Below are 21,821 nucleotides of genomic sequence, written 5' to 3' on the forward strand. Positions count from 1 at the left end.
TGGCGCATGCCGGGGTGACGGTGTCGGTCAGGGTGATGCCGTTGATGTCGACGCCGTCGGTGTTGGTGACGGTGATGCGCCAGTAGGCGGTGCCGCCGGGGGCGACGGTGGTGATGCTGGCCCAGGGGCCGTTGCCGCCGGGCCCGCAGTCGGCGGCGGTTGTCGAGGTGCAGACCTCCTTGACGATCGCGAGGGAGGGAACGTTGGCTGTTGCTTCCGACGGCGGTGTGGTGATGGGGGTGCCGCCGGGGCCGGGGAAGGTCGCCGTGACGACGTTGGTGGTCGAGGTGGTGACGTTGGGGAGGTTGCAGAAGATCTGCTTGTTCGCTCCCGGCGTCAGGTTGAAGGTGCCGGCGGCTGTGGCGCATGCCGGGGTGACGGTGTCGGTCAGGGTGATGCCGTTGATGTCGACGCCGTCGGTGTTGGTGACGGTGATGCGCCAGTAGGCGGTGCCGCCGGGCGGGAGGGTGGTGACGCCGGCCCAGGGGCCGCTACCGCCGGATCCGCAGTCGGCGGCGGTTGTCGAGGTGCAGACCTCCTTGACGATCGCGAGGGAGGGAACGTTGGCTGTTGCTTCCGACGGCGGTGTGGTGATCGGAGGTGTGCCGCCCGGCCCCGGGAAGGTCGCCGTCACCACGTTGGTGGTCGAGGTGGTGACGTTGGGGAGGTTGCAGAAGATCTGCTTGCTGGTTCCTGCCGTCAGGTTGAAGGTGCCGGCCGCCGTAACGCAACCCGGGGTGACGGTGTCGGTCAAGGTGATGCCGTTGATGTCGACGCCGTCGGTGTTGGTGACGGTGATGCGCCAGTAGGCGGTGCCGCCCGGTGTGACGGTGGTGATGCCGGCCCAGGGGCCGCTGCCGCCGGGCCCGCAGTCGGCGGCGGTTGTCGAGGTGCAGACCTCCTTGACGATCGCGAGGGAGGGAACGTTGGCTGTTGCTTCGGACGGCGGGGTGGTGATGGGGGTGCCGCCGGGGCCGGGGAAGGTCGCGGTGACGACGTTGGTGGTGGACTGGGTGACGTTGGGGAGGTTGCAGTAGATCTGCTTGTTCGCTCCTGCTGCGAGGTTGAAGGTGCCGGCGGCTGTGGCGCATGCCGGGGTGACGGCGTCGTTGAGGGTGATGCCGTTGATGTCGACGCCGTCGGTGTTGGTGACGGTGATGCGCCAGTAGGCGGTGCCGCCGGGCGGGAGGGTGGTGACGCCGGCCCAGGGGCCGCTGCCGCCGGGCCCACAGTTCGCGGCTGTGGTGGAGGCACAGACCTCCTTGACGATCGTCAGGGAAGGAACGTCAACTGCTGCCTCGGAGGGCGGGGTGGTGATGGGGGTCCCGCCAGGGCCGGGGAAGGTGGCCGTCACGACGTTGGTGGTCGAGGTGGTGACGTTGGGGAGGTTGCAGAAGATCTGTTTGTCTGCTCCCGGCGCCAGGTTGAACGTGCCGGCCGCCGTCACGCAGCCCGCGGTGACGGGGTCGGCCAGGGTGATGCCGTTGACCGGGACCGCACCGGTGTTGGTGACGGTGATCCGCCAGTACGCGGTGCCGCCCGGTGCGACGGTGGTGATGCTGGCCCAGGGGCCGCTACCGCCGGATCCGCAGTCGGCGGCGGTTGCCGAGGTGCAGACCTCCTTGACGATCGCCAGCGACGGAACGTCAGCCGTTGCTTCCGACGGTGGTGTGGTGATGGGATGGCCGCCGGGGCCGGGGAAGGTGGCTGTCACCACGTTGGTGGTCGAGGTGGTGACGTTGGCGAGGTCGCAGAAGACCTGCTTGTTCGCCCCCGGCGCCAGGTTGAACGTTCCGGCGGCCGTCACGCACGCCGGGGTCACGGCATCGGTCAGGGTGATGCCCGTGATGGGGACCGTCCCGGTGTTGGTGACGGTGATCCGCCAGTACGCGGTGGCACCGGACGGGATGATGGTCGTCTTGGCCCAGGGGCCGCTACCACCGCTGGCGCAGTCGGCCGCAGTGGTCGAGGTGCAGACCTCTTTGAGGATCGTCAGTGACGGAGCGTCGACGGTGGCCTCGGCGGGCGGGGTGGTGATGGGCGTGCCGCCGGGGCCGGGGAAGGTCGCGGTGACGACGTTGGCGGTGGCCTGGGTGACGTTGGCGAGGTTGCAGAAGATCTGCTTGTTCGCTCCTGCCGCCAGGTTGAAGGTGCCGGCGGCCGTGGCACACGCCGGGGTGACGGGGTCGGTCAGGGTGATGCCGGTGATGTCGCTGGGGCCGTCGTTGGTGACGGTGATGCGCCAGTAGGCGGTGCCACCGGACGGAACCGTGGTGCCGCCGGCCCAGGGGCCGCTGCCGCCGGGCCCGCAGTCGGCGGCGACTGCCGAGGTGCACACTTCCTTGACGATCGCCAGCGAGGGAACGTTGGCGGTTGCTTCGGAGGGCGGTGTGGTGATCGGAGGTGTGCCGCCGGGTCCGGGGAAGGTGGCCGTGACGACGTTGGTGGTGGGCTTCGTGACGTTGGCGAGGTTGCAGAAGATCTGCTTGTTCGCTCCTGCCGCCAGATCGAACGTGCCGGCGGCCGTTGCGCATGCCGGGGTGACGGCGTCGTTGAGCGTGATGCCGGAGATGTTCACCGCACCGGTGTTGGTGACGATGATGCGCCAGTAGGCGGTGCCGCCGGGGGCGACGGTGGTGACGCCGGCCCAGGGGCCGTTGCCGCCGGATCCGCAGTCGGCGGCGGTTGTCGAGGTGCAGACCTCCTTGACGATCGCCAGCGACGGAACGTCGACTGTGGCCTCGGCGGGCGGTGTGGTGATGGGGGTGCCGCCGGGTCCGGGGAAGCTCGCCGTGACGACGTTCGTCGTCGAGGTGGTGATGCCGGGGAGGTTGCAGAAGACCTGGGTGCTCGCCCCTGCCGGGAGGTTGAACGTTCCGGCGACCGTGGCGCACGCCGGGGTGACGGCATCCGTCAGGGTGATGCCGGAGATGTCGACGCCGTCGGTGTTGGTGACGGTGATCCGCCAGTACGCGGTGGCGCCGGGCGGAACGGTGGTGACGCCGGCCCAGGGGCCGTTACCACCCTCGATGCAGTTGGCGACCGTTGCCGAGGTGCAGACCTCCTTGACGATGGCCAGCGACGGAACGTTGGCGGTCGCTTCCGACGGCGGTGTGGTGATGGGGGTGCCGCCGGGTCCGGGGAAGGTCGCCGTGACGACGTTCGTCGTCGGGGCGGTGACGTTGGGGAGGTTGCAGAAGACCTGTCTGTTGGCTCCCGCCGCCAGGTTGAACGTTCCTGCCGCTGTGGCGCACGCCGGGGTCACGGCATCCGTCAGGGTGATGTCGTTGACCGGGACCGCACCGGTGTTGGTGACGGTGATGCGCCAGTAGGCGGTGCCGCCGGGCGGGAGGGTGGTGATGCCGGCCCAGGGGCCGCTGCCGCCGGGCCCGCAGTCACCCGCGGTTGCCGAGGTGCAGACCTCTTTGACGATGGCCAGCGACGGCACGTTGGCGGTCGCTTCCGACGGCGGTGTGGTGATGGGGGTGCCGCCGGGCCCCGGGAAGGTCGCCGTGACGACGTTCGTCGTCGGGGCGGTGACGTCGGGGAGGTTGCAGAAGACCTGTCTGTTGGCCCCCGCCGCCAGGTTGAACGTTCCTGCCGCTGTGGCGCACGCGGGGGTGACGGCATCCGTCAGGGTGATGCCCGTGACGGGGACCGTCCCGGGGTTGGTGACGGTGATGCGCCAGTAGGCCGTACCGCCCGGTGCGACCGTGGTGAGACTCGCCCAGGGGCCGCTGCCGCCGGGCCCGCAGTCACCCGGGTTCGCCGAGGTGCAGACCTCCTTGAGCACGGTCAGCTCAGGCTTGCAGGACGGCCCGGGAGTCACCTGGAGGGTGACGGTGTTGGACGTGACCGGGGCCATGCCGTTGGTGGTCGCTGTGGCCTGGTCGCTCACCGAGGTGACGGTGCAGTCCTCGCTGACCTTGGTCTGGTAGCAGACCTGCGGCGGGTCGCCGACGAACGTCACCTGCATCTTCGGCTGGTTGTCCGGAGTGAACGACGCCCCGCTGATCAGGGTGAGGTTGGCGACGACCTGGATCGGTGAGGCGCTGATCGGGACGGACGAGATGTCGGCTTTCATGGTGGTGGTGTCGAAGGGGAACGTGCCCAGGGCCGCGCCGTTCGAGTCCTTCACGGTCACCGACGACTGCGCGAAGTTGACCGTCGTGGGATCGATGTCGACGAGGCTCACCGTGCCGTACGACGTCACGTGCCCCGTCTTGCCGTCGCAGTAGTACGCGCTCGGGTCGAGGCTGCCCTGCGCCTTGGTCTTGAGGCACGGGGAGGCGCCGGTGGTCGGGTCCATCGAGAACAGGAACCCGACGTCGCCGAGGCTGTACTTGCACTGGCCGTCGTAGGCGAACCCGTAGGGGCTGGTGTAGCCGCCGTCGACGTTGGGCGGGCCGTTGACGACGCCCGCGTTGCCGAACGAGCCGCACGGCGACTGAGTGGTCCAGTCGTAGCAGTACTCGGTGCTGTTCAGGGTCGGCGTGTTGCCCAGGTAGATCCAGTACGGGAACTCGGTGTCCAGGTGCCCGTTGGGGGCGGTGATGGTCAGCGGGATCTGGAAGTTGCTCTCGCCCGAGGCCACGTTGGTGCTGACCAGCGTCTGTAGGCCCGGTGCCGCGGCGATCGGGTTGCCGACGAAGTCGAAGCAGACCACGGTGCCCACCGGCGGGTTGGTCTCCGCGAGCACGCCGCCGACCACCGAGCAGACGCCGATGGCGGTGCCTGCGGAGTCGTACGTGGCGAAGACGTTGTCCGCGCGAGCGGCGCCGCCGGCCGTCGGAGTGACCAGGACCTTGGGCGTGGTCCAGCCGGTGCAGGCCGCGTTCGTCGTCGGGTCGAAGCAGGACATCACCGTGGGATTGGGCACCGGTTCGTTGTCGCTGACGTAGATCTTGCCGTTGATGACCGTCATCGTGCCCGAGTAGTCCCCGGTGAAGCCGCCCTGGCCCTCGTTGGGGGGCAGGCCGATGGAGAAGGTCCCGCAGGACGCGTTGGCGGTGGGGTCGTAGCAGAGGATCTCACCGGTGCCGGACACGGCGTAGACCAGACCGTTCGGCGCTTCCACCACGCCGCCGACGACACTGCCGGAGCCGGTTTGCAGAGGCACGAAGCCGCAGCTCTTCTGCGCCTGGAGGTCGATGCAGCCGACGCCGATCTCGGCGAAGGTCACCCGGCTGACGGCCGCGTAGTACAGCTTGGACCCGGACTGTACGTAGGTGGGTGTGCGGGTGCTGCCGAGGTCCCCACTCGTCCCGCCGACGGCCGCGGAGTTGAGCGGCTGGGGCCAGGACGCCGGTGTGCCGTCCGGCAGGGGACAAGGACCGTTCGTCAGCAGGTCCGTGCAGACCACGGCAGCCTGGCTGGACGCGCCGTGGTGGTAGATGTTCCACACCTCGGGCGTGGGCATGCCGTTGATGGTGGCGGTATAGAGGATCGGGGTGAAGCCGTCGCCGCCGGTGGCGGTGTTGATGGGGGTGAACGGCGGTGGGATCTGCACCACCTGACCGGTCGCCGGGGACGCGAACACCGGGTTGGTCGCCCGGATCGCGTTGGTGGCCGCCCCCTGGTCCGTCGACGTGAACGAGGTGCCGGCGTCGGTGGACCACTGCCTGCTGAAGCCCGGAGGCACCTTCAGCGAGTTCGGCACGTAGGACTGGGTCTGCGGGGTGCTGCCCGGGCCGCCCTGGATCACGTCGGTGATCACGGTGTTGGCGGGGGCGCCGTCCGGGTTGGTGGCCGAGACCACCCACTGGACGGTGTCGCCCTGGGTGGTGGTGGTGCTGCTGCCGGTCGCCAGGTCGGTCCCGGTCTTCTCCAACGTCACCGGCTGCTGCCGGCCCGCCGGCTTCCCGGTGGAGGGGGCACGCGGGGTGGCCGGGGCGGCGTGTGCCGGCAGTGTGAGCGAGGTGACGGTCGCGGCGACCGCCACCAGCACGGCGAGCGCGGCGCGGAAGGCCCGCAGAGCCTCGGCGGCGGAGCCTTCGCGTGGTGGCAGGAGCGCGACGGCGGTCCTGCGGGCCAGTCGCCCGATGCTCGCGACGATGCCGAGCAGTCCGGCCACTGCCGCGCGTGCCTCGGGTCCGTACGGGGACCGGGCGCGCAGCGCCCCGCCCTGCCGTCGTACGCCGGATGGGGTTGCACGGCGGCGGTCCCGGGCCGTGCGTGTGGTCGCACAGCGCCTCATGACGATTCCTTTCGATCCTGCGCCGGGGCCGCGTCGGCGCCCGGAGAAGCGGAACGGGGGTTGCGGACGGTGTGGCGGCGCGTTGAGGGAGCAACAGAAGGGGGCCGGCCGAGTTGCCGGTACACGGGTCTGGGAGATGCGGTGGAGTCGGACCTACGGTCCGTCCGGTGGCGCCCGCCCGCGCCGGGGGCGCCGCACCGTCCGGACCGGTCCGGGGGAGAGCCGGCGGAGCGTCAGCCGCGATCGGCGGCGGCCCCGGTCGGGCAGCACCGTTCGGCACACCGGGTCGTGCGCATCGTCGGACGCATCGTCGGGCGGATCAGTGGCCGCGTCTGTTGCCGGTGTCTGGTGAATCGGTGCTCCCAGGGCCTGTCGGACGAACGGCCGGCGTCGGCGAGTACTGGACGCACGGGGCCGCCGCGCAGCAGGGCAGGACAAGCCGGGCTGTTCTGCAGTCAGTTTTTCTTAAAAAATGTGATAAACGAGGTGATACGGACAAATTGGCGAAGGTTCACCCGGCTGGCCACACCGCAGACCGCCGCCCGTGGCACATCCGGTTCCCGGGACCCGGCGCCCGGCCCGGCGGCAGGGGTGGAGGGGCGGGGCTGCGATCAGAACGCGGGCGCACCAAAGTGCCGCGCTGCGCCCCGCCGTGCCGCCCGCGCGGCCTGCCGGTTCTGTTCGGCGTCGACGAGCACCGTCCGGCAGATCGAGAGCCGTCCGGTGGTGCAGGCTGGGAGGACACGTTCTTCCAGGGAAAAACATGTCCTCCCAGCTCGCGCGGCGCCCTGGCGCAGTGGCCGGTGTGAGCACGAACAACGACAAGCGCCGGGAGTTCGCCACGTTCCTGCGTGCCCGGCGCGCCGAGGTCTCGCCCCGACAGGTCGGACTTCCCGCGTACGAACGGTCCCGCAAGGTGGCCGGGCTGCGCCGGGAGGAGGTGGCCGGGCGGGCCGGGATCAGCGTGGACTACTACACCCGCCTCGAACAGGGCCGGCTGCCCGCACCGTCCGGCAGTGTCCTGGACGCGCTGGCCCGCGCCCTGCTGCTGGACGACGACCAGCGTGACTACCTGCGCCAGCTGGCCGACCTGGCCCCGGCCCGCCGACAGCGGCGTTCACGGCACCAGGTCGTGCCCGCTGCGGTGCTGGCCGTACTGGCCGATCTGCGGACCACGCCCGCCGTGGTCCTGGGCCGGTTCATGGACATCCTGGCCTGGAACGACCTCGCGGCCGAGCTGCTGCTCGACTTCGCCGCGGTCCCCGAGGAGCACCGCAACTACCTGTGGCTGACGTTCCTCGACCCGCGGACGCGCGAGCGCCTGCCGGACTGGGACCTGTCGGCGGGCGAGTGCGTCGCCTACCTGCGGATGGACGCCGGCCGCTACCCCAGCGACCCCAGGCTCGCCGAACTGGTCGCCGAGCTGAGCGCCGAGGACTCCGACTTCCAGCACTGGTGGACCACCTACCGGGTCTCCGGCAGGAGCTTCGGGAGCAAGCGCATCCTGCACCCGGTCGTCGGCGAGGTCCGGCTGGACTGGCAGGTCCTCACCGTCGCCCAGGAACGCGACCAGTTCCTCGCGGTCATGCCCGCCGCCGACGAGGAGAGCAGACAACGGCTCACAGCCCTGAGCACACCGTAGGAACGCGCACGGCGCGACCGTGCGCTTCCCACCCACCCGGAAAGGAGGTGAAGGCGCGAGGAGCCCCGGATCACGAGGGGCCCGACGCCTTCACAGCACGCCATGACGACCACACTCATCACCGGAGCCACCCGCGGGATCGGCCTGGAGGCCGCCCGCCGACTGGCCGGGGCCGGACACACCGTCTACCTCGGGGCGCGCGACCTGGGGCGCGGCCGGGAGACGGCCGAGCGGATCGGTGCCCGCGCGGTACAGCTCGACGTCACCAGTGAGGAGTCCGTCCAGGCCGCCGCGCGGCTGATCCGCGAGGAGGCCGGCGGGCTCGACGTCCTGGTCAACAACGCCGGGATCTCGGGCAGGTGGAACCCGCCTGCGGAGATCACCGCCGCCGACCTGGAGAGCGTCTACGCCACCAACGTCTTCGGCCTCGTCCGCGTCACCCACGCCTTCCGGCCGCCAAGGCCGACTACCGACAGGGAACGACGCGCATGAGCAACCTCGCACTCGTCACCGGCGCCACCTCCGGGATCGGCAGGGCATTCGCCGAGCGGCTGGCCGGCGACGGCTACGACCTGGTGCTGGTCGGCCGGCGCCGGGAGCGGCTGGAGGAGTTCGCCGCCGCCCACACCGGGGTCGAGGTGCGATCCGTGGCCGCCGACCTGTCCACCGGCGAGGGCATCGACACCGTCGCGCGGATCTGCGCGGCCGAACCGCTGACGCTGCTGGTCAACAACGCGGGCGTCGCCCACTACATGCCGCTCGCCGACCTGCCCGCGGACCTGGCCCGCGAACTGGTCGACGTCAAGGTCCTCGCCCCCATCCTGCTCACCCGTGCCGCCGTCGCGGGCATGCAGGAGCGCGGCCGGGGCGCGATCATCAACGTGGCCGGCATGATCGCCTTCAGCGGTCCCGCCCCGCACTCCCAGCTGCCCCGCCGCGCCGTCTACGCCGGCGCCCTGGCCCACCTGGTCGCGATGAGCCAGACGCTGTCGGCCGAGCTCGAAGGCACCGGTGTCCAGGTCGAGGTCGTCTGTCCGGGGGTGGTGGCCACCGAGTTCCACGAGCGCCAGGGCCTCGATCTGAGCGCCGTACCCAGGATGAGTGCCGAGGACGTCGTCACCGCGGCCCTGCGCGGCCTGCAACTCGGCGAAGTCGTCTGCGCGCCCGGTGTCGAGGACGCGAGCCTCCTCGACGCCGTCTTCCGGGCCGAGCTGGCGGCGTTCGGCGCGCAGAGCCCCGAACTCGCCACCCGCTACCGGGCCGGCTGACCCGTACTCGCCCCTCGGTGGCCGGGTGTCGGCTACCGAGGGGCGGCCCTTCCAGGTGGAGCGGGTGTCAGCTGGTCCGCGGCGGGTCGACCCGGGCCACCAGCCGGCTCGGGCCGTTGCCGGAGGCGGTCGCCCGGTCGGCGGGGTGGTCGGTGGTGCGGTCGCCGGGGTGGGTGACGGGGTGGTCGGCGGGGTGCAGGGTGACGTTTTCCGGGTAGAGCCGGCCGAGCAGGGCCAGGACGACGAGGTCGCCCTGGCCGGTGGCGTCCAGGACGGCGTCGCCCGCCTCCGTCCACACCAGCCCCGGTGCGCGTAGGGCCGTCCACACGTCCGCGGCGGCGGGCGGGTTGGTGGCCGGTGCGTCGGCGGGCAGCGCTTCGGCGCCCGTGGCGCTGTCCGGCCGGTGGGCGAAGCGGTGGCCGCGCAGGGCCTGGCCGAGGTCGACGTGGGCGGTGGCGCCGTCGTGGGTGAGCTCGATGGCGGCGGTGCGGGCCCCGTCGGCGACCGGCCCGGCGACGATGCGGCCGGTGATGCGGCCGGTGAGCGGCCCCGGTGTGGTGGTGGCGGGCGGCAGGTGTTCGACGAGGGTGCGCGGCGCGGCGTAGTAGTCCCGCAACTCGGCGACGTGCGTGACGGTTTCGTCGGCGGCCGGGTCGGGGCGCCAGGTCAGCAGGTACCGGGGGGCGGTCAGGGGCGGCTGGTCGAGGACGGCCGGCAGGGCGGTGCCGCCGCTCGACTCGAAGCCGTAGCCGGCCGGGCCGGAGGGGTTGGAGGTGCCGGACGTGTCGGAGGTGCCGGTGACGGCGTGGCGGGCGAAGGCCACGATGCTGGTGTGCCGGATCCGGCGGACCAGGAGTTCGGTGAGGAACGCGTCCCGGGCCGGTTCGATGTGCCGCAGCCCGGTCGGAGTGATCAGCAGCGGGACGTCCTGCCAGTTGGTGAAGGGCAGCAGGGCGTCGCGCAGCAGGACGACCTGGTGCAGCCACTCGTTGTAGAGCTGCATCGTGACCGGTCCGCCCCGGCGGCCGAGGAGCAGGTCGGTCGCGGGAGGGGTGAGCAGGTGGCCGTAGCAGTGGCTGCGGACGACCAGCGGGCCGGCGGGCAGCGCGATCCGGTCGGCGAGCAGCCGCTCCAGGGCCGCGGCGGCCCAGGAGGCGAGCTCGTGGCCGATCTCCTCGGCCTGCGCGCCCAGTTCGCGAGCGGCCGGGGCGCTGCCCGGGCCGACGGCCAGCGGCAGGGAGGTCTCCCGGGTCCCGAGGGCGAGGGTCGCGCGGATCTGGGTCTCCAGCACCTCGCCGTCGGCGGCGGTGAGGGCGTTGTCATCGATGACGCCCTGCAGCAGCGGCTCCGTGGCCGTGAAGAAGTCACGGGCGGTCAGGGCGGTGCCGGCCGCGGGGAAGGTGTTCCAGCGGCTGCCGCCGAGGGCGGGCGTACTCGGGGTGGGTGCGATGGGCACGGGTCCTCCGAAGTGTCGATGGAGCGTTTCGATGGAGCAGGGGGAGCGTTTCGGTGGAGCGGGCGATGGAGCAGAGGTGGAACGGAGGTGGAGCCCCCTTATCTGGATCGTGCGATACAGATTGCGGGCATGAAAAAATCAGTCGAGGGCGGCGAGCGCGATCTCCACGACGGGTTCGAGGGCTTCGGGGTCCGGTGTGATCTTCGAGGAGACCAGCAGCCCGTTGAGGAAGGTGACGAAGAAGGCGGCGAGGCTGTGCGGGTCGTGCCGTGCCGCGATCTCACCCCGTTCCGCCGCGACCCGCAGCACCTCCGCGAGCGCGTCCCGGCTGACGTCCTGCATGTCCCGTACGGTGCGCCGGATCGACGAGTCCCCCGGTAGGCGCTCGCAGGCGGCATTGACCGCAAGGCAGCCCCGACCGCCGTGCTCGGCGGCGATGCGGACCCGTTCCATCAACATCGTGCGGATCGCCGAGCGGACATCCGTCCCCTCCTCCAGGCTGCGCAGCGCATCCGCCGCGAGGGTGGCGCGGTAGTGGTCCAGCGCGGCCCGGTACAGGCCGGCCTTGTCGCCGAACGCCGCGTACAGGGACCCCTGCCCGATCCCCAGGTGCTGGGTCAGGTCGCGCACCGAGGTCGCCTCGTAGCCGCGCGTCCAGAACAGCTCCATGGCGCGGCTCACCGCCGCCTCGGTGTCGAACTCCCGGGTCCTTGCCATGGTTTCACCGTAGCCTATCTGGATCGAATGCTCCAGATAGAGTCGGCCGCGCTCCTCCCGACGTGAGGCCTCCGTGGAACCGGCGGATGCCCCGTGCGGCAGGTGGCGACAGCGCGACGGGCGGTCCGTCGGTGTGCCGTGGACCGCGGCGTACCGACGAACCGCCCGGGGCCTCAGCCGAACCAGCGGGCGAGGGCCGTGTCGAGCGGGGTGCCGTCGGTGTCGGTCCAGGCGAGGTAGCCGTCGGGGCGGACCAGGAGGGCGCCGGCGCCGTCCACGTCCTCGTCGGTCTTCGCGAGGACGTGCTCGACCCGGTCGGACCGGTCGCCGACCGACCGCCGCCTGCCGTCGAGGGAGAGCAGCAGGCCCCGGCCGGAGCGCATCAGCCGGCTCGCCCGGGTCGGGCCGTCCTCGGTGGTCAGGTCCAGATCGATCAGCCGGGGGCCGACGCCGGGGTACCGGAGGTCCAGGCCGGACATCATGCCCGAGACGTACCGGTTGGTGTCGGGCAGGCCCAGCAGCTCGGTCACGAGCTCGCGGACCGTGCCGAGCTCCTCGTCCCGGCCGGGATTCATGATCACGGCCTGGGCCCGGGTGTGGCGCAGCACGCGCGCGGCGACGGGGTGCCGCTCCTCGTGGTAGCTGTCGAGCAGACCGTCGGGCGCCCAGCCGCGGATCGTGCCGGCGAGCTTCCAGCCCAGGTTGACCGCGTCCTGGAGGCCCAGGTTCACGCCCTGGCCGCCGATCGGCATGTGGATGTGCGCCGCGTCCCCGGCGAAGAACACCCGGCCCTCGCGGTAGCGCTCGACCTGGCGCACGGCGTCGCCGAACCGGGAGGCGGCGCGCAGTTCGCCCAGTTCGGTGTCGGGGCCGTACACGGCGTGCAGCGCCTCGCGGACCTCGTCGGCCGAGACCGGCGTCTCGCGGTCCGGGCCCTGTCCGGAGAGCCTGCCGAACAGCATCCGGTACAGGTCCGGGCCGATGGGGTGCAGGATCGCGTGGAAGCCGCCGGCCACGCGGGTGTACTGGCTGAAGTGCTTGCGCTCGGTGGGGACCGTCTCGGACCGGGAGGCGAGGGTGAGGTCGGCCGCGACGGCGGACATCCGGCGCTCCCGACCGGGGAAGGGGACGCCCAGCAGCCGGCGGACCGTGCTGTGCCCGCCGTCGCACGCGACGAGGTAGCGGCCGCGGATCTCACCTCCGTCCCGGGCCTCACCGCCGCCGGGGGTGCCGTCCGCGTGCCACGTGATTGTGATCCCCTCCGGGTCCTGCGTGACCGCCGTCACCTCGTGGCCGCGGAGCACGGGTACGCCCTGCTCGCCGAGGAGCCGTTCGAGGTGGGCCTCCAGCCGGACCTGCGGAACGTTGACCGGGTGGGGGTACCGGGTGCGCCAGGGCCGGCAGTCCAGCTCGACCGGCAGGGTGGCGAAGTGCCCGCCGGTGGTCTCGGACGGCTCCTGCGCGAGCAGCGGCTCCAGCAGCCCGCGCAGGTCGAGTACTTCGGCGGTGCGCGGCTGGAGCCCGCCCGCCCGGGACTGGGTGCTGGGGGTGCGCTGCTTCTCGACGACGACGGCCGGTACCCCGGCCAGCGTCAGCTCGTAGGCCAGCATCAGCCCGGTCGGGCCCGCCCCCACCACGATGACCTCGGTTCGCACGATGACCTCCCGAAAGAAGAAACTGGGTGCAATTCTGCACTCAGTCTACCACGGGGTAGACTGAGTGCATGAATCAGCAGATGGGCCTGCGGGAACGCAAGAAGGAACGCACCCGGGAGACGATCGCGGCGACGGCGATCCGCCTCTTCCTCGACCGGGGCTTCGACCAGGTCTCGATCACCGAGATCGCGGAGGCGGCGGAGGTCTCCCGGCGGACCCTCTTCGCCTACTTCCCGACGAAGGAGGACCTCGTACTCCAGCGGTTCGCCGACCACGAGAGCGAAGCGGCCCGGACAGTGCGCGCCCGCCCGGCTGGCCGGCCGCCGCTGGAGGCGCTGCGCGCCGCCATGCTCGACGCCCTGGCACACCGCGACCCCAACACCGGCCTGTGCGACGACCCCGAGGTCATGGCCTTCCTCCGCATGATCGTCGGTACCGAGAGCCTGGCGGCGCGGATGATCCGCTACACCGTGCGCGGAAGCGACGCACTGGCCGAGGCACTGCTGGAAGCGGGCGTCGACCCGCTCGACGCACGCCTGGTGGCCGCCCAGGTGATCGTGGTGCAGCGGGAACTGGCGGTCCTGAACCAGGAATGCCTGGCCGACGGCGCGTCCGCCGACGACCGCTACCCGGAGGCCGTCCGCGCCGCAGAGCGGGCCTTCGACCTGCTGCGCGACGGACTGGGGCAGCACGGGTAGCGCCCAGGTGCATCGGCCTCCCGGAGCACTCCGAACTGTCGGGGGTGGGCGTCATAATCGCCACTGCCGTGATCACCGGATCTGCTGGAGGCCCTCGTTGTCCTCGTCGTCGCCCTTGCCGTCCTCGTCGCCCTTGCCGTCCTCGTCGCCTTTGCCGTCCTTGCCGTCCTCGTTGTACGACTTCGCGACCTGGGAGCCCCTGCTGCGGCTCCTGCGGGCTGACCACGCGCAGGCGCTCGCCGCGCCGGGCGGCGAGGTAGCGGGGCTGATCGGCCGGCACGGGTGGAGCGTGCCGGTGAGGATGCGCTACCCGGAGGCCGGGCGCGCCATGCTGGTGTCGGACAACCAGGAGCAGCACGACGCGATCGAACGCGTCCGGGCCGCGCTCACCGAGGCCGGGACCGGCGATGTCGCCTTCGCCGTGGAGATACCGGCGAGCGGGAAGGCGGCGCTCCATCTGTTCGACCACGGCCCGGCCGTCGACCCGGGCATCGGCAACGCCCACCCCGGCGCGCTCACCCTGGTCGAGGGCGCGGTGCCCGAGCCGTGGCGGCGCCTGCCCGAGCCGGTGCCCGGGGCGGCGCCGGCCCCCTCCGTGGACCTGGAGCTGCTGGAGCGGACGCTGCGCGAGCGGATGCCCGACGAGACCGGCGCCACCGAGGAGGAGATCGCCGCCGCGGAGGCCCGCCTGGGTGTGGCACTGCCCGAGGAGATCAAGGTGCTCTACCGGGTGACCGCCGCGCGGTGGTGGGAGCACACGGAGAACGACGAGAACGACGAGGACGTCGAGGACGCTGAGGCGTGCTGGGAGGCGTCCGACCGCGTCGGCGACGCGCTCGGCTTCGAGCTGAGCTCCCTGAACGGGCTCGTCATCGCCGACCGCTCGCGCTCCTCGTTCCGTTGGGAGCACGCGGCGACGGAGGCGTGCGTCACCTCGCCCGACGCCGCCGTGCAGGACCTGGTCGGCTCGCCCGGGTGGATCGTCATCGGCGACACCGGCGGCGGGGACCTGGTGGTCGTCGACCTGACCCCCGGCCCTGGCGGCCACCTCGGGCAGCTCATCGTGCTCGACCACGAGCGGAGCGTCGGCGCCTGCCTGTTCGCCGAGTCCCTCACCGACCTGGTGCGGGACCCGGACCGGAGCTGGTACTCCGGTCCGAGCCCGGACCTGACGTCGGTGGTGGCGAGGCTCCACGGCGAAGTCCCCAACAGCGTCGAGGCGGCGGCCCACCCCGACCTGGAGGTCCTGACCCTCGGAGGGTGGCGCGGCGAACCGGTCAGTCTGACCCCTGTCATCGGGTTGCCCCGGCTCCGCACCCTCTACGCCGGCCCCGGGGCGCTCGCCGACCCCCGGGAGGTCACCCGGCTGACCGGACTGGAGTTCCTGGAGCTGACCCCGGAGGACTGGCGCTGCCTGCTCGACGCCGGCGCCGTCCCCCGCGGCCTGTCGGCCGCCGCCATCGAGGCCCCGAGCGACCACGACCTGCGCCCGATCATGGCCCTCGCGAACGAACTCCTCACCCTGTGGGAGCGCCCCCTGATCACGGAGACCGTCATCGAAGGCGACCTCGGCCCCCTGCCGTAGCCCTGTCGCGGATCTCGTGTGCCCGGGAGAGTGAGGCGGCCCTGCTGGGGTGCCGCTGTCACTTTCGCGGGGGCGGTGGGGAGTCGGGCTTCTCGCGGTAGAGGTCGATGGCGAGGGCGACTGCGGCGTGGGTCGCGGGGTGGGGGTCCTGGCGGCGCCAGATGAGGTGGACGGGGACGGGGGCGGCGTTGCGCAGGGGGCGGTAGACGATGCCGTCGCGGCGGTACTGGGCGGCGGTGGCCTGGGGGGTGACGCCGACGCAGCGGCTGGTGGCGATGGCGGCGAGCCAGTCGTCGATGTCGTGGGTGTAGATGACGGCGGGCCGCTGGTCCTCGGGCCACAGGTTCAGGGCGGTGGTGCCGGTTCGGCGGTCGATGGCGAGGGTGCGGGAGGGGATCTCGTCGAGGCGGATGCTGCGCCGGCGGGCCCACGGGTCGTCGGAGGCGAGCGCGACGATGCGGTGTTCGTGGCCGACCAGGGCGTGCGACCAGGGCTTCAGGTCGAGCGGGGCGCGGACGACGGCGAGGTCGCACATGCCTTCGGCCAGCCCGCCGGTGGGGGAGTTGTGGCGGACGAGGCGCAGCTCGACGTCGGGGTGGCGCTCGTGCCAGCGGCGCTGGAAGTCGGTGGTGTGGCGGCCGAAGGCGGACCAGGCGTGGCCGAGGTGGAGTCGGGCGTGGCCGGCGGTCGCTTCCGCGACCAGGTCGTCGGCGCCGGCGAGCAGGACGCGGGCGCGGGCGAGGACCCGTACGCCGGCCGGCGTGGGCGCGATCGTGCGGCTGGTGCGGTGCAGCAGCCGCACCCCGAGGAACTGTTCCAGGGCGTGCAGGTTGCGGGAGACGGCGGCCTGGGAGATGCCCAGCTGGGGGCCGGCGTCGGTGAAGCTGCCGGTGTCGATGATGGCGACCAGGCAGCGCAGGTGCTTCAGTTCCAGATCGGCGGGACTTTGTCGTCGCTCATCCATACGCCGAGCGTATCAATGGGTCGGTGAATGCATTTTGCGTATGGCTGCGCGGGCTCCACTGTGGAGGGCATGGTGCTGAAGAGTTCTCATGAGGGCGTCACCGCCCAGGGCGACGGGCGCCTGGCCGGGGTGGCGCTGATGCTGGGCTCCGGCCTGTCCAACCAGGCCGGAGCCTCGATGGCGGCGCTCGCCTTCCCGGTGATCGGTCCCGCGGGTGTGGTGGCCGTCCGCCAGTGGGTGGCCGCCGGGGTGCTGTGGGCGGTCGGCAGGCCGCGGCCGCGGTCGTTCACGGTGGCGCAGTGGCGTCCGGTCCTCGGGCTCGCGATGGTGTTCGCCGTGATGAACCTGTCCCTCTACACGGCGATCGACCGGATCGGGCTCGGGCTGGCCGTCACCCTGGAGTTCCTCGGCCCGCTCGCGGTGGCCCTGGCCGGCTCGCGCCGGCGCATCGACGCCCTGTGTGCGGTGGCCGCCGCGGCCGCGGTGGTCGTCCTGGCCCGGCCCTCGCCCTCCACCGACTACCCGGGCATCGCCCTGGCCCTGCTCGCGGCGGTGTGCTGGGCCGGCTACATCCTGCTCAACCGGGTCGTCGGCCGCCGCCTGCCCGGGCTGGAGGGCTCGGCCGCCGCCGCCGCGCTCTCGGGGGTGCTCTACCTTCCCGTCGGCATCGTGGTGCTGTGCCTTCGTCCCCCGACCGCCGCCGCCCTGGCCTGCGCGCTGGCCGCCGGCGTGCTGTCCTCGGCGGTGCCCTTCCTGGCCGATCTGCTGGCGTTGCGGCGGGTGCCCACGCAGTTCTTCGGCGTGTTCATGAGCGTCAACCCGGTCTTCGCCGCGCTGATCGGTCTCGTCGTGCTCGGCCAGCACCTCGGCGCGGCCTCCTGGCTCGCCATGCTGGTGATCGTCGGAGCGAACGCGGTCGCCGTCACCACCGCCCCCGCCAACCCCGAGTGATGAGCGGGGCCCCGAGAAAAAGTTTCGGGCCGATGTCGATTCGGCCGGGTCCGCTGCGACGTCATGATGTGCGGCGCTCCGCCGCACGGTGATGCGACGACGAGACCTGACGAGGGAACACGTGGACCAACTGCTCAGAGTCATGAACTTCAACGTCTCCAGTGACGGCGTCGGTGCCGGTGCCAGTGAGCACCAGAGCTTCGAGCGGCCGTTCGGCCACGACCATCCCGAGAAGCTGTTCGCCTGGGCCGGGGCCACGGCGAGCTGGCCCATGCGGACGGCTCCCGGGGGGAGCCGGGGCCTCGACGACTACTTCACGCGGGACTTCGCGCGCAACATCGGTGCCGAGATCATGGGCCGCAACAAGTTCGGGCCCCAGCGCGGGCCCTGGCAGGACGACGAGTGGCGCGGCTGGTGGGGTGACGAACCCCCGTTCCGGACTCCGGTGTTCGTCATGACCCACCACGAGCGTCCGTCGTTCACGCTCTCCGACACCACGTTCCACTTCGTCGACGGCGACCCGGCCACGGTCCTCGCACGGGCGCGGGAGGCCGCGGAGGGCAAGGACGTCCGGCTCGGTGGCGGGGTGAGCACCATCCGGCAGTTCCTCGCCGCCGACCTCGTCGACACCCTGCACGTGGCGGTGTCGCCGGTGGAGCTCGGCCCCGGGCTACGGCTCTGGGAGTCCCCCGACGAGCTGCTGGACCGGTTCCACCTGGAGGTGGTGCTCAGCCCGAGCGGGGTGACGCACCACCTGTTCTGGCGGAGGTGACGTGAGGGCCCGCCTCGGGCGGCCGACGCCCGGGTGACGGCCGCTCAGGGGCGGGCTCGGAGGCGGGCTCGGGAGTGGGCTCAGGAGTGCGCGGTCACGGTCGCGGTGAGGGGCGCGGGGCCGAGGGTGGCCGCCGCCATCGGGCGGGGGCGGCTGCCCGGAACCGGGTCCACTCGCCAGGCGGCCGTGACCGCCGCCGTCAGGAGGGTGAGCTCCGCCAGGGCGAAGTCGCCGCCGGGGCAGCCGTGCACACCGGCGGCGAAGGGCAGGTAGGCGCCGCGCGGGGGAGCGGGGTGCCGTTGCGGGTCCCAGCGGTCGGGGTCGAACGCGCCGGGGTTGCGGTACCAGCGGGGGTCCCGGTGCAGTCACGTGACCGCATGGGCGAGACACGTGACTGTCATACGCGAGGCCGGTGGACACATGTACGTGTTCCTGAGCGCCGAACGAGGAGAAGCCCGGGAGCGGGGGCATCACGTTCGCCGTCCACGCGGACCGCATCCACGACGAACTCCGCCCCCCTCGTCACCCGGTGTCGCGGGCGGCGGACCCCCGTTCCTCCAGGTTCCAGGTGATGACCCTGTGGGGGTGGACGCGGACGATGTCCCGGCTGAAGCGGTCGGGCGCCACCGGCGGCACGTCGACGGTCAGCACCTCGGCCCGGCCCCGGATCTCGACCCCGCGCCCCCACCCGCCCGCGACCGGGTCATCGGCCGGAGCCAAGTCGTCGACCAGGACGGAGACCTCGGGGCGGGCCTGCGCGTTGCGGTACTTCTGGCTGCGGGCCATGGCGGGCCCGCCGATGTCGATGGTCCCGTCGTCGTTGAGCCTGAAGCCCACCGGGCGGATCTGCGGACGGCCGTCGGGGCCGATGGTGGCAAGTCGGGCCAGTGGCTGGGCGAGCAGGTACTCGCGCTCCCTCTCGGTGAAGATCATGCGGACGACCCTAGGAGCTCAAGGGCGGTTGAGGTCAAGGCCGTTGAGTGCCCTCCTGCGCCGCGAGCGCGAGCGCGTGCCGGCCGGACTCGGCGAGGGTGTACAGCACGGACCGCTGCTGCTTGTGGCGCTGGATGCTCCCCTTGGCCACGAGCGACTCCAGGGTGTTGCGCACGACCTGCGGGGTGGGGGTGCGGTCCGGGTGCTTCACCAGCAGTTCGTCCCGCAGCTCCTTCGCCAGGCGCGGTTCGTCGTGACCGCTGAGCAGGGACAACAGGAGCTCTCCGAGCAGGGGTTGCCGCGACTTCCCCGCCGCGGCGGCCCGTGCCGGCTTGCCCGCCTGCACCGTCCGCGCCGTGTTCCCCGCCTTCGCGGGCTTCGCCGTCTTCGCCGTCTTCGCCGTCCGCGCCGAACGAGCCGAACGCGGCGAAGGTGTGCGGGCGGGGGCCGCAGCGGACGCCCGGCGTCGCTTCGCCCCGGTGAGCACGGGCTCGTCCTGTGCCTGCTGGGGCAGGGGCGAGGGTTCCGACAGGCCCTCGTACCGTTCGGCGAGCTGGAGGATGTCGGCCAGGAGGGCTTCCTCCTGCTTCAGCATCCTGACCTCCTCGGCCAGTTCCTGCTGACGCCGACGGTTCTCTTCCAGATCCGATGCGGCCTGATCGACGAGCCGCGTACGGAGCGTGCTGGCTGGTTGGCTGGTCACAACCGTTCACTCCTTAGTAATGGATGACGTTGCGCATGGTACTCACGCTGGAGCTTCCGTGTAGGAGGGTGCAGGCGGTGGACGGCATTCCCTGGGGTCGTGCAGTACCATTCCCGACGCCCGGGCGAGCAGCACGCCGACAGGGCGAGGCGGCGTCGTCAGGACATCGCACAATCGACAACCACCATCCGCAACCGCCGCGACGGGTGGATCACCCTGGCCTGGCTGCTGCGGCGGTCGCCGAACATCTTGCTGATCCGCGGCACCTCGTCGGTGGCACACCTGCGAGAGAACGTCGCAGGCTGCGGGCCGTGGAGTGCGCGGCGCGAGCGCCGGCAGGCGGGCGATAGGCCGTCGTCCCTGACCGCCGGTCGGGGGGAGGTGGGACTCTGGCCTTACGTCAGACCGTCGGTGTACGCCGCAAGTCTGATCATGAACCCATCCCTGCGCCGTACGGGGGACGAGTGCGCCTGAACGGAGACTGGAGGCGATCCGAGAACACCGATTCTGCACTGAGGACGGGCATGGCGCTGCGAGACGGACGAACGATCTCCCTGTTGACGGTCGGCGCGGTGACGACCGTGATCGCGGCGCTCACCCCGGTGACGGCGTTCGCGGCGGGCGGGGACCCGCTCCAGCAGTACGCGCAGCAGAAGCTTCGTTGGGAGCGCTGCGACGCGGGCGGGCCGGCGGGGTTCGAGTGCGCGAAGGTCAAGGTGCCTCTGGACTATGGCAACCCCGGGGGCCGGAGGATCGACCTCGCGATATCGCGGATCAAGGCGGGCAGCGCGAAGCAGCGGCACGGAGTGCTGCTGATGAATCCCGGTGGCCCGGGTTTCCCGGGGCTGGGCCTGCCCGTGGAGATGCAGCCGCTGCTGTCGGCGCAGGTGCGGGAGCGGTTCGACCTGGTCGGCTTCGACCCGCGCGGGGTCGGGCAGAGCTCGCCGGTCGGCTGCGGCCTGACGCCCGACGAGCAGGTCTACCAACACCCCTACGCAGAAGGGAAGTTCGGCGAGGACGTGGCCCGGGCCCGGACGGTGGCCGACAAGTGCCGGGCCAAGGCGGGGGACACGCTGGCGCACATCACCACCCGCAACACGGCCCGGGACATGGACGTCGTCCGGGCGGTGCTGGGGGAACAGAAGATCTCCTACTTCGGGTACTCGTACGGCACCTACCTGGGCGCCGTCTACACGCAGATGTTCCCCCGGCGCGCGGACCGGTTCGTGCTCGACAGCGCGCTCGATCCGGCGCTCGCGTGGCGGGGGATGTTCCGGGGGTGGTCGGCGGGGGCCGAACTCGCCTTCACCCGGTGGACGGAGTGGGCCGCCGCCCGCAACACCGCGTACGGGTTGGGCGCGACTGCGGCGGAGGTCCGGGAGGCGTACTGGGACCTGATCGCCCACGCCGACCGCACGCCCGTTCCGGTGGAGGGCGGGGCGCTCAGCGGCGACGCCATCCGGTCCAGGTACGCCGAGTTCGTCCGCGTCGAGGCCGTCACGCCCTGGATCGTCGCGCTCAAGGCCGCAGCCGCGGGCGGGCCGGCCGCTTCGGCCGCTTCGGCCGGGGCGACCGGCGTGGCCGACGTGGCCGGCGCGGCGGTGTCCGATGCCGCCCCGGTCCGGGCCGCCGACGAGGGCGCGGGCGCGCGGGCCGCCGACCCGGTCGCCCCGGTAGACCCGGTCGACCCGGAGAACAACCGGGCCGCCGTCGTGTGGGCCGTCTTCTGCGGCGACACCCGCGACTGGCCGCGCGACCCCGAGCAGTACCGCCGGGACGCGATCCGGGACAAGGCCCGCTACCCGCTGGCCGGCGACCTGGGCGCCAACATCCAGCCGTGCGCGTTCTGGAAGCGGGCGCCCGGCGAGCCGGCCACCGTGGTGAACAACGACGTCAACGCGCTGATCGTGCAGAACCAGTGGGACCCGCAGGCGACCTTGGCCATGGCACAGGGCATGCGGCGGGCGCTGCACGGCGCACGGATGATCACGGTGGCCGGCGGCGAGGGCCACGGTGTGGTGGTGGCCGGCCCGTCCTGCGCGAGCGCCGACGTCAACCGCTACCTGACCACCGGCCGGCTGCCCGCCAAGGACCTGACCTGCGGAAACTAGGGGCACCGTCGAAGCCCCCACCCCGCCGATCTGCGCGAGTTCCAAGTCATTCGGCGTGCTCATGGATCACTACGCGCGCGTCGTGCGGTCCTTCGACACCCCGCCCGTGATCATCGGCCACCCGGTCGGCGGGCTCGTCGCCCAGCACCTCCTGGGCACCGGCCCGTGCC

The 21,821-nt window shown here is 72.1% G+C and carries 15 protein-coding genes and 2 pseudogenes; 9 read left to right on the forward strand and 8 right to left on the reverse strand.

Features of this window, described 5'->3' with window-relative positions:
* Positions 1 to 6,073: hypothetical protein (locus tag ACFVHI_RS29420; protein WP_380344469.1), on the reverse strand; the 6,073-nt coding region annotated here is incomplete at its 3' end.
* A gap of 928 nt (positions 6,074 to 7,001) precedes the next feature.
* Here ACFVHI_RS29420 and ACFVHI_RS29425 point away from each other — a divergent pair.
* From ACFVHI_RS29425 to ACFVHI_RS29435, 3 genes and pseudogenes are all read left to right on the forward strand, one after another.
* Positions 7,002 to 7,838 carry a helix-turn-helix domain-containing protein gene (locus ACFVHI_RS29425; RefSeq protein WP_380344472.1) on the forward strand — a complete coding sequence of 279 codons (837 nt, stop codon included), beginning with the start codon at positions 7,002 to 7,004 and terminating at the stop codon, positions 7,836 to 7,838.
* A gap of 102 nt (positions 7,839 to 7,940) precedes the next feature.
* Positions 7,941 to 8,294 (forward strand): annotated as a pseudogene (locus tag ACFVHI_RS29430) (SDR family NAD(P)-dependent oxidoreductase); the annotation flags it as partial.
* 32 nt (positions 8,295 to 8,326) lie between these two features.
* Complete coding sequence (locus ACFVHI_RS29435) at positions 8,327 to 9,106, forward strand: SDR family NAD(P)-dependent oxidoreductase (RefSeq protein ID WP_380344475.1); 780 nt, start codon at positions 8,327 to 8,329, stop codon at positions 9,104 to 9,106.
* Positions 9,107 to 9,173: 67 nt separating this feature from the next.
* Here the strand turns inward: ACFVHI_RS29435 and ACFVHI_RS29440 are convergent, their stop codons facing one another.
* From ACFVHI_RS29440 to ACFVHI_RS29450, 3 genes are all read right to left on the reverse strand, one after another.
* On the reverse strand, positions 9,174 to 10,562 hold the full coding sequence (locus ACFVHI_RS29440) for a hypothetical protein (RefSeq protein ID WP_380344478.1): 1,389 nt from the start codon (positions 10,560 to 10,562) through the stop codon (positions 9,174 to 9,176).
* Between the two features lie 138 nt (positions 10,563 to 10,700).
* Positions 10,701 to 11,279, reverse strand: coding sequence for a TetR/AcrR family transcriptional regulator (locus ACFVHI_RS29445; RefSeq protein WP_380344480.1), 579 nt, complete (start codon positions 11,277 to 11,279; stop codon positions 10,701 to 10,703).
* Positions 11,280 to 11,452: 173 nt separating this feature from the next.
* Positions 11,453 to 12,934, reverse strand: a complete 1,482-nt coding sequence (locus ACFVHI_RS29450; RefSeq protein ID WP_380344483.1) for an FAD-dependent monooxygenase — start codon at positions 12,932 to 12,934, stop codon at positions 11,453 to 11,455.
* A gap of 68 nt (positions 12,935 to 13,002) precedes the next feature.
* On the opposite strand from ACFVHI_RS29450, the gene ACFVHI_RS29455 reads away from it, so the two are divergent.
* Together ACFVHI_RS29455 and ACFVHI_RS29460 are read left to right on the forward strand one after the other, a co-directional pair.
* The gene (locus ACFVHI_RS29455; protein WP_380344486.1) at positions 13,003 to 13,632 is read left to right on the forward strand and encodes a TetR family transcriptional regulator; all 630 of its coding nucleotides are present in this window, start codon (positions 13,003 to 13,005) and stop codon (positions 13,630 to 13,632) included.
* A gap of 160 nt (positions 13,633 to 13,792) precedes the next feature.
* Entirely contained in the window at positions 13,793 to 15,217 is a 1,425-nt protein-coding gene (locus tag ACFVHI_RS29460; protein ID WP_380344489.1) for an SMI1/KNR4 family protein, read from the forward strand.
* Between the two features lie 58 nt (positions 15,218 to 15,275).
* Here the strand turns inward: ACFVHI_RS29460 and ACFVHI_RS29465 are convergent, their stop codons facing one another.
* Positions 15,276 to 16,181: a LysR family transcriptional regulator gene (locus ACFVHI_RS29465; RefSeq protein ID WP_063352582.1), complete on the reverse strand. Its 906-nt coding sequence runs from the start codon at positions 16,179 to 16,181 to the stop codon at positions 15,276 to 15,278.
* Between the two features lie 138 nt (positions 16,182 to 16,319).
* Between ACFVHI_RS29465 and ACFVHI_RS29470 the strand changes: the two genes are divergently transcribed.
* Together ACFVHI_RS29470 and ACFVHI_RS29475 are read left to right on the forward strand one after the other, a co-directional pair.
* Positions 16,320 to 17,132, forward strand: coding sequence for an EamA family transporter (locus ACFVHI_RS29470; RefSeq protein ID WP_208869269.1), 813 nt, complete (start codon positions 16,320 to 16,322; stop codon positions 17,130 to 17,132).
* 121 nt (positions 17,133 to 17,253) lie between these two features.
* Positions 17,254 to 17,904 (forward strand): dihydrofolate reductase family protein, encoded by a 651-nt coding sequence (locus ACFVHI_RS29475; RefSeq protein ID WP_063352584.1) that lies wholly within the window; start codon positions 17,254 to 17,256, stop codon positions 17,902 to 17,904.
* Between the two features lie 80 nt (positions 17,905 to 17,984).
* Here the strand turns inward: ACFVHI_RS29475 and ACFVHI_RS29480 are convergent, their stop codons facing one another.
* From ACFVHI_RS29480 to ACFVHI_RS29490, 3 genes are all read right to left on the reverse strand, one after another.
* Positions 17,985 to 18,269 carry a cytochrome P450 gene (locus tag ACFVHI_RS29480; RefSeq protein WP_107453162.1) on the reverse strand — a complete coding sequence of 95 codons (285 nt, stop codon included), beginning with the start codon at positions 18,267 to 18,269 and terminating at the stop codon, positions 17,985 to 17,987.
* A gap of 157 nt (positions 18,270 to 18,426) precedes the next feature.
* Positions 18,427 to 18,837 (reverse strand): PPOX class F420-dependent oxidoreductase, encoded by a 411-nt coding sequence (locus ACFVHI_RS29485; RefSeq protein ID WP_063352585.1) that lies wholly within the window; start codon positions 18,835 to 18,837, stop codon positions 18,427 to 18,429.
* A gap of 34 nt (positions 18,838 to 18,871) precedes the next feature.
* On the reverse strand, positions 18,872 to 19,540 hold the full coding sequence (locus tag ACFVHI_RS29490; protein ID WP_063352586.1) for a hypothetical protein: 669 nt from the start codon (positions 19,538 to 19,540) through the stop codon (positions 18,872 to 18,874).
* 210 nt (positions 19,541 to 19,750) lie between these two features.
* On the opposite strand from ACFVHI_RS29490, the pseudogene ACFVHI_RS29495 reads away from it, so the two are divergent.
* Together ACFVHI_RS29495 and ACFVHI_RS29500 are read left to right on the forward strand one after the other, a co-directional pair.
* Positions 19,751 to 19,849: pseudogene (locus ACFVHI_RS29495) on the forward strand (oxidoreductase); the annotation flags it as partial.
* Positions 19,850 to 20,064: 215 nt separating this feature from the next.
* The gene (locus ACFVHI_RS29500) at positions 20,065 to 21,651 is read left to right on the forward strand and encodes an alpha/beta hydrolase (protein WP_063352587.1); all 1,587 of its coding nucleotides are present in this window, start codon (positions 20,065 to 20,067) and stop codon (positions 21,649 to 21,651) included.
* Positions 21,652 to 21,821: the final 170 nt, after the last annotated feature.

The sequence above is a fragment of the Kitasatospora sp. NPDC127121 genome (genome assembly GCF_042677305.1).
Lineage (GTDB): Bacteria > Actinomycetota > Actinomycetes > Streptomycetales > Streptomycetaceae > Kitasatospora.